Below are 16,973 nucleotides of genomic sequence, written 5' to 3' on the forward strand. Positions count from 1 at the left end.
CCGCGATCAACAGTCGGCTGATCATCTGACTCGTGGCTGATCAGCGGCAAGTGTCGCGATGCGTTCGACGGAAGACGCCGGGAGACATTCCTTTCCATCGAGCGAAGGCACGTCGGAAGGTGCGGGCGTCGGTGTACGCGAGGCGCGCGGCGACGCAGTCGACGGTGAGGTCGGTGTCGCGCAGCAGGTGGGTCGCGTATTCGTAGCGGACAGCATCGAGTTCGTCCCGCCAGGAGGTCCCCTGCTCCTGCAGACGGCGCTGAAGTGTGCGCGGGCTGATCGAAAGATGCCGAGCGACAGCGTGGAGATCGGACTCGCCGCGGGTGAGCATTTCGCGGATCGCTCGGCGTAGCTCGTTGCCGTCACAGTGGACCCGGAACGATGCCAGCTGCAGTTGCGCGTAGTGGCGGTGGATCCGGGCGACGTGTGGGTCACCGGAGGTGGGCAGGCGGTCGGCGTCGATGAAGACCAGCGTCGAGGCGGGAGCGTCGAATTCGATTCGCGCGGTGCCGAACTCGTCGATGAGGTGTCGGTGACTGCGGGGCGGGGACTGGGTGAAGGTGACTCGCACGGGGTCGAGTCGCTGCTCGGTGGCCTCGCGCATGCGCCGCAGTACCAGCGACAGCGAGAACATCTCGTGGGCCGGAATGACATTCTCCGGTGCCAGCGCGGCGGTGTCGTGCACGGTCAGCAGCCGTCCGTCTTCGATGACGGCGTTCCCGTGGTTGGGGTTGGCGACGACCGGCCACAGTTCCACCACGGTCCGCAGGCTCGCGGCGAGGGTGGGTGCGCTCGAGAAGAGATAGTCCCAGACCCCGAGGGTGCCCCGCGCTGCCATGGCGGACACGAATTGTCCGGCCTGCGGCCCACCGACGGCGTCGAGGAGTTCCCATGCCTGCCACACGGATCGGGAGGGAATCCTGAGCAGCCCGTCGTGGAAGAGGCCGGTATCCAGTTCCGGGATCGCGGCGAGTTGAGCGCGCGGAACTCCGGCGTTCCGTGCGGCGGCGTGCACCAGTGCGGCGGTGCGGACGGGGATGGTCCCTTCGAACATGAGACCGGAGGGTACGCAATGGGGTGGGTCGCCCCCTTTTCCAGGGGGGCCGAAAGGTCGTTCCACATGGATGATTCGGCGTTCCCGGTCCCCATCGCGGCGCGTCGGGTCCCACCCCGGTCTCGCTGCGGCTCTTACGTTCAGGTCAGCCTATTCACGTCATACCCAAGGAGCACTCATGCGCATCGACATCCACGCTCACCTGTGGAGCGAAGACTACCTCGACCTGCTCGACTCCTACGGGCGCACCGATACCGCCACCCAGCGCGGGATGGGTGCGGGCGACACGGCCGCGGAGCTGGAATCGCGTTTCGCGCTCAATGATTCGGCCGGTATCGAGCATCAGGTGCTGTCGGTCACCCCGCAGAGCCCGCATTTCGAGAACGCCGATCACGCCGTGCACGCCGCCCGCGTCGCCAATGACCTCTATGCCGACATTGTGCGGCAGCGCTCCTCCCGGTTCTCGGCCTTCGTCGCACTGCCCTTGCCGCACATCGATGCCGCACTGGCCGAAATGTCGCGCGGACTGGACGATCTCGGGATGGCCGGAGTCGCGGTGACCACCGACATCCTCGGCCGATCCCTGGCCGACCCGCTCTTCACCCCGGTGTTCGAGGAACTCGACCGCCGCGCGAGCGTGCTCTACATCCACCCCTCCGGCCACGACGCGTGCACCCCGCTGATCGCCGAGCATCACATGCGATGGATGGTGGGCGCGCCGATGGAGGACACCATCGCCGCCATGCAGCTGATCCTGGCGGGTATCCCCGCGCGCTATCCCCGGATCCGAATTGTGCTCTCACACCTGGGTGGAGCACTGCCGATGCTGTTGCAGCGGGCCGACAACCAGTACCTGTGGGAGTCGCCCGATACTCCGGAGAAGCCGAGCCTGGCCGTGCGCCGCATGTGGTTCGACACCGTCAGCCACGGACACGTGCCCGCGCTGCGCGCCGCCGCCGCGTCCTTCGGCGCCGACCGTCTCGTCCTCGGCACCGACTTTCCGTACCAGAGCGGCGATCTGCTGCGCCGCGCGGTGACCTCGATCCAGGACGCGCTGTCGACCGAGGACGCCGCCCGCGTGCTCGACCACAATGCCGCCACCGTGCTCAGCCGTTGAGCGCTCGCTTCGGCTAGATGGCTTCGGCGACAGCACGCGCGACGGCTCGGATACCCGCCGTGGGTCGGCCGGGCAAGCGCGCCAGCAGAACTCGGCGGAGTTCAGGTGCGGTGCCGTCGACTCTGAGCAGGGTGATGCCGGGCGGGAGGAGTGGTGCCAGGCGGGCCGGGACCGTTGTGATGCCGAAACCCGAGGCGACCAGGTGGAGTTTTGTCAGCCAGTCGCGGGTGCTGTGGAGGATGCGGGGTCGGCCGGGGAGACCGGGCCATACGCCGAGTAGAGGTTCGGCGACGGTGGACGGGGTGCCGATCCAGGCGGCGTCGGCCAGTTCGTCGACGTGTATCGAAGTGCGACCGGCGAATTGGCCGGTGGTCGCGGCGGCGAGGAGTAGTTCGGTGTCGGCGAGGGTGTCGATGTGCAGGTGGGGGGTGTCTTCGCCGGGTGGTCGGAAGGGCGGGCGCGACGCCAGCACCGCGAGATCGATCGAGCCCGCGCGCAGGGCGCGCACCAATCCGGGGGAGGAGCCCTCGCGGGTGGTGACCTGGATCAGGGGGTCCGTGGTGGCGAGGCGGGTGAGGACGGTGGGCAGGACGGCCGCGCCCGCGCTGAGGAACAGTCCGAGGCGCACGACCGAGGTCTGCGGGGTGGCGCCGGTGAGGTCACGTTCGGCGGCGTCGAGGGCGTCGAGGATCGCGCGGCCGTGGCGCAACAGGCCCAGGCCTGCCGGGGTGAGGCGCACGCCGTCGGGTCGCCGCTCGAACAGGGCCCTGCCCGCGGCTCGTTCGAGTGCTGCCGCCTGGCGCGAGACCGCCGACTGGGTGTAGCCGAGGTGGGTCGCGGCGGCGGTGAAGCTGCCGGATTCGGCCACCTGGCGCAGGACTCGCAGGTTCGTGCTCGACAGGTCCATGCCTATTACGCATACCAGGTGTGCGAGATCTTCGCTTCCCGCATGGTGTTCGCGCTCGTAGCGTCGAGGCGGAACACAGAGGAGGTCATGGACATGAGAGCAGCGGTTTTAACAGCGTTCGGCAGCCCGCTCACGGTGCGGGAGGTGGCCGATCCCGTGGCGGGCGAAGGTGGGGTCGTGGTCGAGGTGCTCGCCACCTGCGTGCTGCCCTACACGGCCGAGATCTTCAGCGGCGCAAGGCAATACCCACTCGAACCGCCGGTCGTCCCCGGGGTCGGCGGTGTCGGACGGGTGGTCGGGATCGGATCCGATGCGACGACCGTGCGCGTCGGGGACCTGGTGTGGTGCGATCCGCTGGTGCGTTCCCGTGACGAGGCGCTCACCCCGGATATCACGTTGCAGGGCTGGTCTTCTCGCGGGGAAGGCGGTGCGCGGCTGGCACGACACTGGCACGACGGGCCGTTCGCCGAACTGATGCGGGTTCCCGCCGAGAACGTGTACCGGCTGCCGGAGGATATCGGGGTGGATCCGGCGCGCTGGGCCGCGCTCGGGGTGCATCTCGTACCGTACGGCGGGCTGCTCGCCGGTGAACTCGCGGCCGGTGAGGCCTTGCTCGTGAGCGGGGCGACCGGGAATTTCGGCAGCAGCGCGGTCGCGGTCGGGCTCGCGATGGGGGCGGGCCGGGTCATCGCCCCGGGCCGCAACCTCGCCGCGCTGAAACTGCTCGCCGACCGCTTCGGACCGCGGGTGCGGACCGTGGAACTGACCGGCGACGCGGACTACGACCGCGCTGCCATGCTCGAAACAGCCGGTGGCCCGGTAGATATCGCGATAGACCTCCTGCCGCCGCAGGCACCCGCCACCGCCGTGCGCGCGGCCGCCATGACCGTGCGCGAATCCGGCCGGGTCGTGCTGATGGGTGGCGTCGGAATGCTGGGCGGCAGCGACCTCGAACTCCCGTATCCGTGGCTGATGCGCAACTCGATCACGGTGCGCGGACAGTGGATGCAACCCCGGACGGCGAACATCGGCATGATCCGCTTGATCGCAGCCGGTGCCCTCGACCTAGCGGCCGAACACCTGACCACCTTCGGTCTCGACGAGATCGACGCCGCGATCGCCCACGCCGCCGCACACGGTGGCCCGTTCGATCGCACCGTCCTGACCCCCGTAGCGCTCTGACCCCGCACCGAGCACTACGGAGCGAGGGAACTCAGTGGGCGTCGTCGGCGACCCAGCTCGAGGTGACCATCTGTACGGCGGCGCCGTCGAGGTCGCCGAGCTTGGTGGAGATGAATCCTCTTGCCCAGGAAGAGGTTTGGATTCGGAACGGAGGTTCTTCGGCGGTGAGGGCTTGAATGATGGACTTCGCGGCGTCGGCGGCGGTCTGGGCGTTGCTGAAGGCGCCCTGTGTGCGTTTGATGTAGGCCTGCATGGCCGGTGCGTAGGGTCCGGCGGCGGCCAGCAGGGCGGGAATGTCGAGGTTCTGGCTGGCGATGAATTCGCTTGCCACCGCGCCCGGTTCGATCACGGTGACCTTCACTCCGACGGTGGCGGCGACCGGGGCGAGCGATTCCATGAATCCCTCGACGGCGAACTTGGCCGCACAGTATGCCTCGTTGAAGGGCTGGCCGATCACGCCGCCGACGCTCGTCACGGTGATCAGCCGCCCGTGTGCTTCACGCAGGTGCGGCATCGCGGCATGCGTCACCGCGACGACACCGAAGTAGTTGACCTCCATGACATTCCGCACCGGCGCCAGTCCGGTCTGCTCGATCGGGCCGACGAATCCGGCGCCGGCGTTGTTCACCACGGCGTCCAGGCGGCCGTAGTCGGCGATCACCGTTTTCACGCAGCGCTGCACGGACTCCGGATCGGTCACATCCAGCGCTTCCACCCGTACCAGTCCCGCCACTCCTGCCGCATCGGCCGCTTCGAGCAGCGCGGTGGCCCGGGCGGGGTCGCGCATGGTGGCTATCGTCTGCCAGCCGGACCGCGCCGCGGCGACCGCGGCCTCCAGTCCGATGCCCGAGGAGGTTCCCGTGATCAATACGGTGTTGGCGGCGCTCATGGTGCCTCGCTTCTGATCGGATGGGTCGGTCATGCCGGTGGCGGTACGTCCGTGATTATGGACGGATCTCCGCTCCGGCGGTGGCAGCATCGCGAACCAGGGCGGTGTCGACGAATTGCTCGAAGCGGACGATCAGGCCGCCGCGAACCGTGAAGTGGTGGGCCACACGCACATTCAGCGGATTTCCGGTCGCGCGGTGGGTGGCGGTGTAGCGGGCCAGCACGACGACGTTCTCACCGTCCACGACGTAGGTGTCGTCGTGTGCGATCCAGCCTTTCCAGTCTTTGCCGAGGCGTTCCATCACGGCGGTCGTCACGCCCTCGGGTGTGCGATAGGTGCCGGCGAGCGGGAATCCCGCCATCTCGGTCCATTCCACGTCGGGGGCGAGGGTTTCGCGCAGTGCGGCCAGGTCGCCGGCGGCGGAGGCGAGGTATTGGCGGCGCACGACCGCGGCCGGGGAGTCGTCGAATTGGTTCAGCCCCATGTCATTTCCCCCTTGGCGACCTTGGTGCCGAGGTTGGCGGCGATGCGCAGCCCGGCGTCGGGGTAGGCGGCGAGCAGGGTGGATTCGGCGGTGGCGGCGTCGGGGGCGTCGGCCACGGTCTTCTCGAAGAACCGCAGGTATTCGCGGGTGTGGCGGATGGCGGTGAGGTCGGTCGGGGTGGCGGCGAGGCGATGCCCGGCGACCACGAATGCGGGGTTCAGGGCCTCGAGGTCGTCGAGTGCCTGGATCCAGGCGGAGCGCTGCCCGGTGGTGGCGCTGTCGGCGGTCCACACGTGCAGGCCTTCGAACAGCAGCACCCCGCCGAGCAGGGCGCGGCCGACGGGTTCGTACACATACCAGGAGCGGTCGCCGAGAGTGTCGCTGCCGCGGCGGATTTCCAGGGCTACGCCGTCCACGGTGACCGTGTCCGAAGTCAGGGCGGTGAGCTCGACCAGCCGGGTGGGCAGGTTCGCGCCGAGGTGGGCCCAGGCCTGCAGCTTGCCCTCGTAGCTGTGCGCGATGTGGTCGATGACGTCAGCGGGGGCGAGGAACCGGGCGTCGGGGAAGGCGTCGGCGATGACCTCCGCGCCGAAGTAGAAGTCCGGATCACCGGCGGTGACCAGCACGGTGGTGAGGCGTTTGCCGGAGTCGAGGACCTCGGCGACGATGCGGTGCCCGTCGGCGCGGGTGAATCCGGCGTCCACCACGAGGGCTTCGGCGGGGCCGGTCACCAGCACGCTGGTCTTGTTCAACGAGGAATCGGCGGCGTCGAAGATCCGGTAGTCGAGTGCGGTCATTGCGTTCTCCCTGTCTGGTCATGGGTTGCTGCTATGACATGAAATCTATGGTCGCCTACTGGGTTTTTCACGGTGCACCCGGGACATATCATGGTGAAAATGGGACACACCGTCGATCCGGCCATCCGGCCCGTGCGCTACGCGCCACCCGTGGGCGTGGTCGGCGAGATCGAGCTCAACTCACTGGCCGGTATCCGCGAGCGCGGCGGGCTCGCGGAATTCCGCACCCCGCAGCGGCTGGATTTCGATCTGCTCTACCGGGTCGAGACGGGCCGGGCCCGGCATCGGGTCGACTTCACCGACTACGGGCTCGGGCCGGGTGACGTGCTGTGGATTCGGGCGGGGCAGGTGCATCAGTGGGGTGCGATCGCCGAGATCGAGGGCCCGGTGGTGCTTTTCACCCCGGCCGTGGTGGATTCCCAGGCCCGCGAACGGATTCGGGCCGCCGATATCCTCACCCCCGGGCACTGGCCCGCCGCCGCCCTCGCCGGGCATCCCGCCGCGATCGCGTTGGACGCGCTGTTCGGGTCCGGCTACACGCCGAACAGTCGCGGCGGCAGCGAGATCGGTGACGCGGCGCGGGCCCGCCTGCTCGCCGGGGCGCTGCTGCTGCTCATGCTGGCCGCGCCCACCGACGCCGACCGTCATCGCGCACCGACGCGGGAGGCCTTCGTCTGGTTTCGCGAGGAACTCGAGACCCGCTTCACCAGCTGGCATCAGGTGTCGGATTACGCGACGCGCCTGGGCTATTCGACCAGGACACTGAATCGGCTGGCGCGGGAGAACGCGGGCCTGAGCGCCAAGCAACTCATCGACGAGCGCATCGTGCTCGAGGCCAAGCGGCTGCTGGTACACGGCGCCGACCCGGTGGCCCGCATCGCCGCGGACCTGGGTTTCGAGGATGCGTCCAATTTCTCCAAGTACTTTCGGCAGCGCGTCGGCATCACCCCGCTCGGATTCCGCGGCGACCAGGAGTTGCCTCCCCTTACCTGATTGAGTAACTTTTCTGCCTGTGCCGGTAAGAAGTGAGCGGGTCAGTCCTGCGGCGTCGGCGCGACGGGCGCAGATCGTGCAGGCGTCCATCTGCGCGCTCGCAGAATTCGGGTACGCCGGAACGTCGTTCGCGAAGATCGCGGATACCGCGGAGATCAGCAGCACGCGGCTGATCTCGTATCACTTCGACGGCAAGGACGATCTGATGGCCGCTGTGGTCGAGCAGATCGTCGAGACCGCAGTGCAATTCATGACGCCGCGGATCGCGGCGGAGGGTGAATATTGGGGGCGGGTGTCGACGTACATCACGTCGAATCTGGAGTTCCTGTGCCAACACCCGCAGCAGTTGCGGGCGTTGACGGAGATCCGGAATTTCGCGCGTACCGCGGGGGGAGTGTCGCTGGTCGACGCGGTGTCCTCGGCGGGCGCGGTGGCGGGGATGCACGCACTGCTGCTCGGTGGGCAGCAGGCGGGGGAGTTCGGGGATTTCGACACCCACGTGATGGCGGTGACGATTCGGGCCGCGATCGACGCGGCGGGCATCCGGTACGCGACCGGAATGGAGAGTGAGCTCGGCGGATACGCCGAACAGTTGGTGCGACTGTTCGGGCGGGCCGTGCTCGTGGATGCGACGCGCTGCTAGTTGAGCGCGACGACAGGGAGATTCGAAGCTGTGCTGGAAATGCGTGAGATCGAGGCCTTCATCGCCGTCGCCGAGGAACTTCATTTCGGGCGTGCGGCCGATCGACTGCATCGGTCACCGTCCAATGTGAGTCAGGCGGTGCGGGCACTGGAACGCCGAGTCGGCGGGGTGCTGTTTCAGCGCACCAGCCGCACCGTGCGGTTGACGACCGTCGGTGAGCAGTTGCTGGCCGAGTGGCGGCCCGCGCTGCGCAGCCTGTCGGCCGGATTGCTGGAGGCGCGGCGGTCGGTCGGCGTCGCCAACCGTCCGGCGCGGGCCGGATATCCGGCGAGCCTGCCGGAGCACATTCGGAACCTGTTGGCGCAGCGCTGCCCTCAGCTGGGTTCGGGGCGGCCGGTGGTGTGGCTGCGCCACGGAATCGACGACCTGTATCTGTGGGACGAGCAGTCCGACCACGATCTGGATATCGCGGTCCTGTGGCTGCCACCGCAGCACAGTGCGATCGGTAACCGATACCTGCGGACCGGGCCGCAGATCTGCCGTTCGGAGGCCGCGCTGCTGGTGTCGCTGGCGCATCCGCTGGCCGGGCGCACCAGCGTGGATGTCGAGGAGCTCGCCGATCACCTGCTGGTGAATCCGGAGCTGGCGACCACGATCCGGACCGAATGGGTACCCGAACGCACCCCGGCCGGGCTGCCGATCACCCGCACCACGGTCACCACCCGGCACCTGGATCGGGTCTACGAGACGGCCTTGGAACGGTCGGCAGCTCATCTGACCTTCCGATGCCTGCCGAATTCGCCCGCGTGGGAATCGATTCGCGGCCGCGCGACCCTGGTCCCGGTGACCGGGCTGCCGCCGTTCACCCTGCGCACCGTGTGGCCCCACAGCGAAACCGTCAGCGCCACCACGAAATTCGCACGACAGCTGGCATCAGCGGGCCGCGATCTCGGCGGCCGCATGTCGTAGCCGGGCCGGGGCATCGTGCGACGCGACCGCACGATGCGGGCTCGATCCGGGCTTGAAAGGTTCGCCGTGACGTCGGAAGCTTCTGGGGGCGGGATTTCGACCGATGAGGAGATGACGATGTACTTGGTTACCGGCGCGACCGGCAATGTCGGGTCCGAGGTCGTGAGCGCCCTGCGCGCCGGGGGACACCCGGTGCGTGCCGTGGTGCGTGATCCGGGTACGGCACATCTGGCGGCGGGGACCGAGCTCGTCGCGGGTGATCTCGACGCCCCCGAGACCTTGGTGCCGCTGCTCGACGGAGTGGAGGGCGTGTTCCTGCTGCCCGGCTATCGCGGCAACGCCGAACTGCTGGCTGCGGCCGCGCGGGCGGGAGTCGCACGGGTGGTGCAGCTTTCGGGCGGGTCGGCGGGTTCGCGGGATACCAGCAATGCGGTGACCGCGATGATGGCGGGCGCCGAGGACCTGGTGGCGGCGTCGGGACTGCCTGCGACCATCCTGCGTCCGGCGTCGTTCATGTCCAACACGTTCCGGTGGCTGCCGCAGTTGCGGGCGGGCGACGAGCTGCGGTTGCAGTTCGCCGGGATCCGTACGGCGGTCATCGATCCGGCGGATATCGGGGCGGTCGCGGCGGCGGCACTGGTCGGTGCCGAGCACTCCGGGCGGGTGTACACGTTGAGCGGGCCGCAGCCGTTGAGCGCCGGCGAGCAGGTCGAGATCCTCGCCGCCGAACTGGCGCGACCGCTGCACGTGGTCGCGTTGAGCGACGACGAGAGTTACGCCGAGATGCTCACCCAGATGCCCGCCTCCTACGCCGACGCGTTCATGAACTTCTACGCCCACGGCGGTCTCGACGAATCCGCAGTGCTGCCAACAGTTTTCGACATCACCGGCCGCACGCCGGGCGACTACACGAGCTGGGTGCACGCCAACAAGGACGCCCTCACCGCGCAGAACTGATCGTGCCCCTGCGCATCCACCTGCCAGGCCCGGATGCTCATGTCACGCAAGGGTTTCAACACGTGACACGAGCATCCGGTCGCGCTATACCCTCCCGAGGACGCTGCCGAGCGGGTTGATGGCCAGCCGGGCGTCGGTGGCGTCGACCGTCACCTCGTAGATCTGCTGGCCGTTCAACGTGGTGTCGATGAACCCGCCGAGTTCGGCGTTGTCCGGGTTGCGGGGGTCGGCGGGGCGCAGGTCGAGTGCGCCTTCGAGGCCGCGCGGATTCTGGTCGAGGCCGGCGCCGCGCGGGAGCAGGCGCAGTTCGTCGGTGGTGTAGAGGGCGATGGGGTAGTCGCGGCCGGTGGGGGAGGTGAGGGTGACGGCGTGTTTGGTTTGGGCCCAATCGAAATGGTCGATGGTGAGGGTCCAGCCGGCCGGGAGTGCGCCACGGAAGGACAGTTCGCTTTCCGGGGCCAGGGTGAGCGAGGACTGATCGATATTCGGGTTCGCGGCCAGAACAGGCTGCTGTAGTGGCTGATTCGTCACCGTGAACTGCCAGTCGGGTGCCGCGAGATCCTTGAACCAGTATCCGGTGGCACCGTTGTGGCGGCCTTCGACGCGGAGTTCGCGGTTCTCGACGGCCGGGCCGCTGTCGTGGATGGAAAGGCGGCCGGTGATGTCGCCAGGAATCTTCGGCTGCGCGATCCAATCCTGGGCGGGCAGCGAAATGGCGGCGTACTGCGGGTCGACGCGTTCCACCAATTGGTTGGGCGCGGAGGGTTTCGGTCCCTGTTCCTGCCAGGTGTAGCGGCCCGGAATGTGGTTCGACCCGGCCATATCCAGATCGTATTTGCGAGTGAACATGTCGCCGTAGCGGTTCATGACGAAGGTGACCGACCCCGACACCGACAGCGATTCGGAAATGAACCGCCCGTTCAACGGGCCCCCGATCTCATAACTGCGATCCGGCGGCAACCACGGATCCTGATACACGATGCGCGACCCGTCGCCGGTGAGGCTGACCAATTCGACCAGCCCCGCCGTGGTCGGATGCCGATACCCTTGCGCGTCATCGAAACTCGTCGACATGCGATGGCTGATCGCCCAGGTCTGCGCATTCCGGTCCGCCGCCGCGACCCGATCACCCGGCCACAACCAGATGGGTGCCCCGTAGGAGTAGGTCCAGTTCCACAGCATCGGCCCCGACAGCAGATTGTCGAGCGAGTAGATCCACCCGTTCGCATCCGCCGCGACCAGCATGTTGTTGTTCAACGACATTGCCACGATCTGCCCGTTCAAACAGTCGGGTGCCGCCACCGCCCGCCACGGCCCACCGGAATTCCGTGGCCGCGCGTACAGCGCACCGTCCCGCAGCACCACCTCGACGACATCATTGAATCCCTGTGTGATGTCCCGCAATTCGATGCTCGGCGGAAATTCCAGTCCGGCGGGCGCAGCCGGGAGATCATCGAACTCCGACGGCCCTTTGATACTCGGCAGCGGCAGGAACAGTCCGGGCAGCGGCGGAATCAGCTGCAGCGTCCCGATCTCGGGAACACAGCCCAGCGGGCGTGATTGCGCATCGGGTTCCGCGATCGCCGCGGGAATCGTTGTCCCCGCACCGGCCAGCACGCAGCCCAGGACGAATACCATGCGCGCACCGAACGCTGAACGCCCGTTCATGACAACCACTTTCCTCTGCCGATGAAGCTCCGTCGGATACGGCGCGTACTGTAGCCCGCCGCAGCTCCGGAATCGGGAATCCCGCGCCGTCAGAAGAATTCGGATACGCGGGTCAGGCCACGGCCAGGGCGTCGCACGCCAGCAGGACGGTGTGGGCAATGCCCGCTTCCCGATGCTGGTGGATGCGTTGGTATTCGGGGGTGGTGACCATATTGAGGAAAGCTTTTCGGTCGGGGTATTCGACCAGGGCGACGTAGTCCCAGTCGGCTTCGCCGATGAGGGTTTGGCGGGGTTCGCCGTGCCAGAGCAGGCGACCGCCCTGGTGGGCGACCAGGGTGAGCACTGCCGCGCCGTAGGCGGCGTATTCGGTGCGGTCGGAGAACTTGATCAGGTTGAGCATGACCACGGGGGAGTCGTCGGTGGCGGCGGCGAAGTGGGCGAACTGCTCGAGGTTGGGGACGGTGGCCATGGGGTGGCTCGATTCTTCGGGGGAATGCGGGAGATCAGTGCAGTAGGGCGGTGAGGACCGCGACCACGGCGGCATGGGCCGCGGGGACGGAGAGGTTCTGGTGGCGGCGCAGGACATCCCAGTTCTCCCAGGAGGTCAGGGAGTAGGCGGCTTCGCGCACGGGTGGGGACAGCGTTTCGAGTTCGGGGAGGTGTTGGCGGAGGTGAGCGCGCAGGGCGGCACGGCTTTCACCCAATCGTTCCGAGAGGACGACGGATTCGTGTTCGCGCAGCAGGGCGGCGCGGCGAATCCCGGCGACGCGTTCGAAGAGTTCGGCGCGCAGCGTGATGACGGCGTCGAGACGGGCGGGCAGGTCGCCGCTCACCGGTTGCAGCAGCAGTACCCAGTGCCGGGCGATCTGGGTTTGCGCCGCATCCAGATACAGCGATTCCAGATCGCTGAAGTGGTGATACACCGATCGGGTCGCGACCCCGGCCCGTTCGGCGACCGCCTGCGCGGTGGGTTGCAGGGTGCCCTCTTCGATCAGCGCCAGCGCGGCTTCGAGGACCGCCTGACGGTTTCTTGCCGCCCGTGCGGTGCGTCCGTCCATCGTGGACCACCCTAACAACGCGAGATAAAAGTTGCACGCGCCGTGCAAAAACATTTAGGGTCGGCCCATGCACGCATTGCGGACACCGGACGAGCGGTTCGCCGACCTCCCCGACTTCCCGTTCCAGCCGAACTACGTGGAGGTCGCGGCCGGGGACGGCGACGGCACCCGGCTGCGGGTCCACTACCTCGACGAGGGGCCCCGCGACGGGGAGGTCGTGCTGCTGCTGCACGGCGAACCGTCCTGGAGCTTCCTGTACCGCAGCCTGATCCCGATCCTGGTGGCCGCCGGAAAGCGCTGTGTCGCACCGGATCTGATCGGCTTCGGGCGCAGCGACAAGCCCACCGAGACCGCCGACTACACCTACGCCCGCCACGTCGAATGGATGCGCGAGGCGCTCTTCGACCACCTGGACCTCTCGGCGATCACCCTGGTGTGCCAGGACTGGGGCGGGTTGATCGGGTTGCGGTTGCTCGCCGAGCACGAGGAGCGTTTCGCCCGCATCGTGGTCGCCAATACCGGCCTGCCGACCGGCGACACCGCCCTGACCGACGCCTTCGCCGCCTGGCAGAAGTTCTCGCAGACGGCTCCGCAGTTCCCGGTCGGCGCGATCGTCGCGGGCGGCTGCCGCACCCCGCTGCCGCCGGAGGTGATCGCCGGATACGACGCCCCGTTCCCGGACGAGAGCTACAAGGCGGGGGCACGCATCTTCCCGACCCTGGTCCCGACGAGCCCGGACGATCCGGCGGCCCCAGCCAACCGGCAGGCGTGGGAACGCCTGTCGCGCTTGCGGATACCGGTGGTGACCGCCTTCTCCGACGAGGACAAGATCACCGCGGGCGGCTACCGCGTCTTCCAGGACAAGGTGCCCGGCGCGGCCGGACAGGCGCATACCACCATCGTCGGCGGCGGTCACTTCCTGCAGGAGGACCGCGGCCCGCAGCTCGCCACCGTGGTGCTCGACTTCATCGCCGCCACCCCCGACAGCACTGGAGGATCCGCGAAATGATCAGCAGGAGAGGGTTCTTCGGCACCGGTGCGGCCGCCACGGCCACCGCCGCCGCGGTCGCCGCCACCGGTCCGGTCGCGCACGCGCAGCAGCGCATGGACAACCATCCGGGCAAACCCAATATCCTCGTCGTCCTGGTCGACGAGATGCGCAGCCCGATGTGGTTTCCCGAGCAGTCGGTGCTGGACACCATCCTGCCGAATATCGCGGCGCTGCGGAACAAGTCGGTGTCGTTCCAGCAGCACTACACCGCGGCCAACGACTGCACGCCCTCGCGTGGTGCGCTGGTGACCGGGCTGTATTCGCATCAGACCGGGTGCCTGGCGACCTCGCAGTCGGAGCTGGCGGTGGGCTTCCCGACGTGGGGGTCGATGCTGCGTGAGCAGGGGTATCGCACCAGCTGGTACGGCAAATGGCATCTGGGGCACTTCGCCGACACCACTCCGGGTGGCCTGGACCGCTACGGCTTCGACGGCGGCACCTACCCGTCGCCGAACGGCGCGCCCGAGCAGGGCTTGCAGATGGACGGGCGGATCGTCGATCAGTTCGTCGACTGGTTCAATACCGATGCCGCGCAGGGCCCCTGGTGCACGACGGTGTCGCTGGTGAACCCGCACGACATCCAGTGGTGGCCGCGCTGGACGCGACGGACGTTGGCGTTCAACAACATTCCGCGCTGGATCAACGATCTGCCCGGCAATTTCGAGACCCTCGATCAGCTGTCGCGCAAACCGCGACTACAGAAGGCCCTGGTCGAGGTGTCGGCGGCGACGTTCGGGCTGGCCCCGTACGGGACGCCGGGCGCCGATCAGGAGTGGATCGACATGCGCAATCTGTACCTGTGGTTCCAGCAGCAGGTCGACACCCAGATCGGGCGGGTGCTCACCGAATTGGCGACCCGGCCCGAGGTCGCCGACAACACGGTGGTGGTGTTCACCTCCGATCACGGCGACTACGCCGGATCGCACGGACTGCACGGCAAGGGTGGCGGCGCCTACGACGAGGCCATCCGGGTGCCGCTGTTCGTGCACGATCCGCGTGGCCGTCTCACCCCGGCCCCGGGCACCCGCGATCAGCTGACCTCGAGCATCGATCTGGCCCCGCTGCTGCTGACCATCGGCACCGGCGGCAATGGCTGGCGTAGTGACGACCGGTACGCGCATCTGGCGCGGCGACACGATATCGCCGCTGTCGCAGCCGATCCCGGTGCCGCGGGCCGGCCGTGGGTGCTGCACACCACCGACGAGCATTCCATCGAGGAGGCCGCGGTCCGGTTCAACGACGACGCGCCCGGTCACGTGATCGCGGTGCGGACCGCCGATGCGAAGTTCGTGCGCTACTCGCAGTGGGTGCAGGGCTCCTCGGACATCGATCCGGCGCACGCGGAAGAGTACGAGCTCTACGACTATTCGACCGACGGCGGCCGGCTCGAGCTCGACAACAGCGCCGCGGTCGGTGGCGCGCTGCGCGACTCCATGAGCCGCCTGCACGACGAGGCGGTCGCCGAACTGCACGAACCGCTACCCTCCTACCTGGCCCAGGCGCAGCAGGACGGCTGGAACGACTACAACACGCAGACCTCGAAACCGTTCGGTGAGCAGCTCTCCGACTTCCTGCGCGACGGTATCGGCGCGAAATAGCGTGCGAACAGAGATTTTCCGGCGGGTTCACCCCGTCATGACCTCAGAGACCTTCAGGAGTACTACGTGAGTGGGCAACGTTCCCGCAGCGGCCTGGTCGCAGGCGCGAGCGCCGGGCTGTTCGCCGCTGTGGCCGGTACCGCTGCCGCCGTCCCGATTCCGGCCGTGCCCGCGACGCCGCCCGGGTTCCTCGGCAATCCGGCTGTCGCGCAACCGATCACCGATGTGCCGCCGGTGCCGCAGCATCCGTATCTGGCCTCCAACGGCAGCTCCGGGATCCACGACGACGGGTGGATGAGCAATACCAACACCCGGCCGGGACCGCTCGGGCATTCACCGCAGGTGGTGTCGGCGGTGATCGGCGGCGAGTGTGGGTCGATCACCTTCGATCGGGCCGGGCGGCTGGTCACCACCTGCATCGGGCCGGCTCCGGCGCTGTATCTGCTCGATCCGGTGAGCCTGAATGTGCTGGGCCGCACCGCATTGCCCGGTGATCCGGGAGCGTTCCTGAAGCCCGGCGCGTTCGGCAACTTCACCGGCGGGGCGTACTTCTATCTCGACAATCAGGATCGTGCGGTGGTCGCCTCGCGCGACGGGCACATCCGGGTGTTCGCCGAGAATCCGGGCGCGGACGGGTTCACCCTCGTCCACGATTACGACCTGAGCGGGCAGTTGCGGGCGGGGGAGACGTTCAACTCGGCGCTGCCCGACAGCAACGGGCTGCTGTGGTTCGTCGCCCGCACCGACGGCGTGGTCGGCACGCTGGATCTGAATACCGGTGTGGCGCACGTGATCCGGCTCGGCAATGGCGCGGACGGGGAGATCGAGAACTCCTTCGCGGTCGGCAACGACGGCGACGTGTACATCGCCACCAATCGGGAGCTGCTGCGCTTCGATGCCGGGACCGATGGTGCGCCGACCGTCACCTGGCGCACCACCTACGCCAACAGCGGCCAGCACAAGCCCGGTCAGGTCGACGACGGCACCGGCACCACACCGACCATCCTGTCGGGTGGCTATGTGGCCATCACCGACAACGCGGATCCGATGAATGTCGTTGTCTACCGCACCGATCCGCACGCCGCCCAGCGGCAGGTGTGCGCGGTGCCGGTGTTCGGCGCCGGAGCCAGCGACACCGAGAACTCATTGATCAGTGCCGGGAACGCGTTGATCGTGGAGAACAACTACGGCTACACCGGGCCGGAGGCGACGTTGCTGGGCAAGACCACCACGCCCGGGTTCGCGCGCATCGACATCGATGCCGACGGCAACGGCTGCCATCAGGTGTGGGCCAACAGCACCGAGGCCGCGCCGACCGTGGTGCCCAAGCTGTCGCTGGCGACCGGGCTGGTCTACACGTACACCAAGGGTGACGAGGTCAGCGATCCCTGGTATTTCACGGCACTGGACTTCCGCACCGGGGCGACGGTGTTCAAGCAGTTGGTCGGGACCGGGCCGGGGTTCAACAACAACTATTCGGGCATCGCGATCGGTCCGAACGGAACGGCGTATGTCGGGGTGATTCCGGGCCTGATCGCGGTGCACGACGGCTGAGGCGTCACACCGGGAGGCGATCGCAGCAGGTCCGGGGCTCGCCGCGCCGGGC

17 protein-coding genes are annotated in these 16,973 nt (G+C 68.0%); 9 read left to right on the forward strand and 8 right to left on the reverse strand.

What is annotated here, in order from left to right:
• Positions 1-40: 40 nt before the first annotated feature.
• Complete coding sequence (locus OG300_RS12570) at positions 41-1,054, reverse strand: helix-turn-helix domain-containing protein (RefSeq protein ID WP_405495374.1); 1,014 nt, start codon at positions 1,052-1,054, stop codon at positions 41-43.
• 178 nt (positions 1,055-1,232) lie between these two features.
• On the opposite strand from OG300_RS12570, the gene OG300_RS12575 reads away from it, so the two are divergent.
• Positions 1,233-2,171, forward strand: a complete 939-nt coding sequence (locus tag OG300_RS12575; protein WP_405495376.1) for an amidohydrolase family protein — start codon at positions 1,233-1,235, stop codon at positions 2,169-2,171.
• A 13-nt stretch (positions 2,172-2,184) separates the two neighbouring features.
• Here OG300_RS12575 and OG300_RS12580 read toward each other — a convergent pair whose 3' ends face one another.
• A complete protein-coding gene (locus OG300_RS12580) occupies positions 2,185-3,078 on the reverse strand; it encodes a LysR family transcriptional regulator (protein WP_405495378.1) in 894 nt (297 codons plus the stop codon).
• 87 nt (positions 3,079-3,165) lie between these two features.
• Between OG300_RS12580 and OG300_RS12585 the strand changes: the two genes are divergently transcribed.
• Positions 3,166-4,260: an alcohol dehydrogenase catalytic domain-containing protein gene (locus OG300_RS12585; RefSeq protein WP_405495380.1), complete on the forward strand. Its 1,095-nt coding sequence runs from the start codon at positions 3,166-3,168 to the stop codon at positions 4,258-4,260.
• A 31-nt stretch (positions 4,261-4,291) separates the two neighbouring features.
• Here the strand turns inward: OG300_RS12585 and OG300_RS12590 are convergent, their stop codons facing one another.
• From OG300_RS12590 to OG300_RS12600, 3 genes are read right to left on the reverse strand one after another with little or no spacing between them, the layout of a single operon-like run.
• Complete coding sequence (locus OG300_RS12590) at positions 4,292-5,182, reverse strand: SDR family oxidoreductase (protein ID WP_405495382.1); 891 nt, start codon at positions 5,180-5,182, stop codon at positions 4,292-4,294.
• A gap of 22 nt (positions 5,183-5,204) precedes the next feature.
• Entirely contained in the window at positions 5,205-5,633 is a 429-nt protein-coding gene (locus OG300_RS12595; RefSeq protein ID WP_405495384.1) for a nuclear transport factor 2 family protein, read from the reverse strand.
• Positions 5,624-6,430 (reverse strand): MBL fold metallo-hydrolase, encoded by an 807-nt coding sequence (locus OG300_RS12600; protein WP_405495386.1) that lies wholly within the window; start codon positions 6,428-6,430, stop codon positions 5,624-5,626. Before OG300_RS12600 ends, OG300_RS12595 begins: the two co-directional genes overlap by 10 nt.
• A 99-nt stretch (positions 6,431-6,529) precedes the next feature.
• On the opposite strand from OG300_RS12600, the gene OG300_RS12605 reads away from it, so the two are divergent.
• The 4 genes from OG300_RS12605 to OG300_RS12620 all read left to right on the forward strand — a co-directional run bounded on the left by OG300_RS12605 (position 6,530) and on the right by OG300_RS12620 (position 9,992).
• Positions 6,530-7,423 (forward strand): helix-turn-helix domain-containing protein, encoded by an 894-nt coding sequence (locus OG300_RS12605; protein WP_405495388.1) that lies wholly within the window; start codon positions 6,530-6,532, stop codon positions 7,421-7,423.
• Positions 7,424-7,442: 19 nt separating this feature from the next.
• Positions 7,443-8,066 carry a TetR/AcrR family transcriptional regulator gene (locus OG300_RS12610; RefSeq protein ID WP_405495390.1) on the forward strand — a complete coding sequence of 208 codons (624 nt, stop codon included), beginning with the start codon at positions 7,443-7,445 and terminating at the stop codon, positions 8,064-8,066.
• A gap of 39 nt (positions 8,067-8,105) precedes the next feature.
• Positions 8,106-9,035, forward strand: a complete 930-nt coding sequence (locus OG300_RS12615) for a LysR family transcriptional regulator (RefSeq protein WP_405498536.1) — start codon at positions 8,106-8,108, stop codon at positions 9,033-9,035.
• Between the two features lie 117 nt (positions 9,036-9,152).
• A complete protein-coding gene (locus OG300_RS12620; RefSeq protein WP_405495392.1) occupies positions 9,153-9,992 on the forward strand; it encodes an NmrA family NAD(P)-binding protein in 840 nt (279 codons plus the stop codon).
• A gap of 84 nt (positions 9,993-10,076) precedes the next feature.
• Here OG300_RS12620 and OG300_RS12625 read toward each other — a convergent pair whose 3' ends face one another.
• From OG300_RS12625 to OG300_RS12635, 3 genes are all read right to left on the reverse strand, one after another.
• Positions 10,077-11,660 carry a hypothetical protein gene (locus tag OG300_RS12625; protein ID WP_405495394.1) on the reverse strand — a complete coding sequence of 528 codons (1,584 nt, stop codon included), beginning with the start codon at positions 11,658-11,660 and terminating at the stop codon, positions 10,077-10,079.
• 112 nt (positions 11,661-11,772) lie between these two features.
• The gene (locus tag OG300_RS12630; RefSeq protein ID WP_405495396.1) at positions 11,773-12,129 is read right to left on the reverse strand and encodes a DUF1330 domain-containing protein; all 357 of its coding nucleotides are present in this window, start codon (positions 12,127-12,129) and stop codon (positions 11,773-11,775) included.
• A gap of 34 nt (positions 12,130-12,163) precedes the next feature.
• Positions 12,164-12,718, reverse strand: coding sequence for a TetR/AcrR family transcriptional regulator (locus tag OG300_RS12635; RefSeq protein ID WP_405495398.1), 555 nt, complete (start codon positions 12,716-12,718; stop codon positions 12,164-12,166).
• 67 nt (positions 12,719-12,785) lie between these two features.
• On the opposite strand from OG300_RS12635, the gene OG300_RS12640 reads away from it, so the two are divergent.
• From OG300_RS12640 to OG300_RS12650, 3 genes are all read left to right on the forward strand, one after another.
• Positions 12,786-13,727 (forward strand): haloalkane dehalogenase, encoded by a 942-nt coding sequence (locus tag OG300_RS12640; protein ID WP_405495400.1) that lies wholly within the window; start codon positions 12,786-12,788, stop codon positions 13,725-13,727.
• Positions 13,724-15,367, forward strand: a complete 1,644-nt coding sequence (locus OG300_RS12645) for a sulfatase-like hydrolase/transferase (protein ID WP_405495402.1) — start codon at positions 13,724-13,726, stop codon at positions 15,365-15,367. The genes OG300_RS12640 and OG300_RS12645 overlap by 4 nt, the downstream gene beginning before the upstream one ends.
• Before the next feature lie 66 nt (positions 15,368-15,433).
• Complete coding sequence (locus OG300_RS12650; protein ID WP_405495404.1) at positions 15,434-16,921, forward strand: hypothetical protein; 1,488 nt, start codon at positions 15,434-15,436, stop codon at positions 16,919-16,921.
• Positions 16,922-16,973 lie beyond the last annotated feature (52 nt).

Source organism: Nocardia sp. NBC_00511, from assembly GCF_045161165.1.
In the GTDB taxonomy this organism is placed as follows: Bacteria; Actinomycetota; Actinomycetes; order Mycobacteriales; family Mycobacteriaceae; genus Nocardia.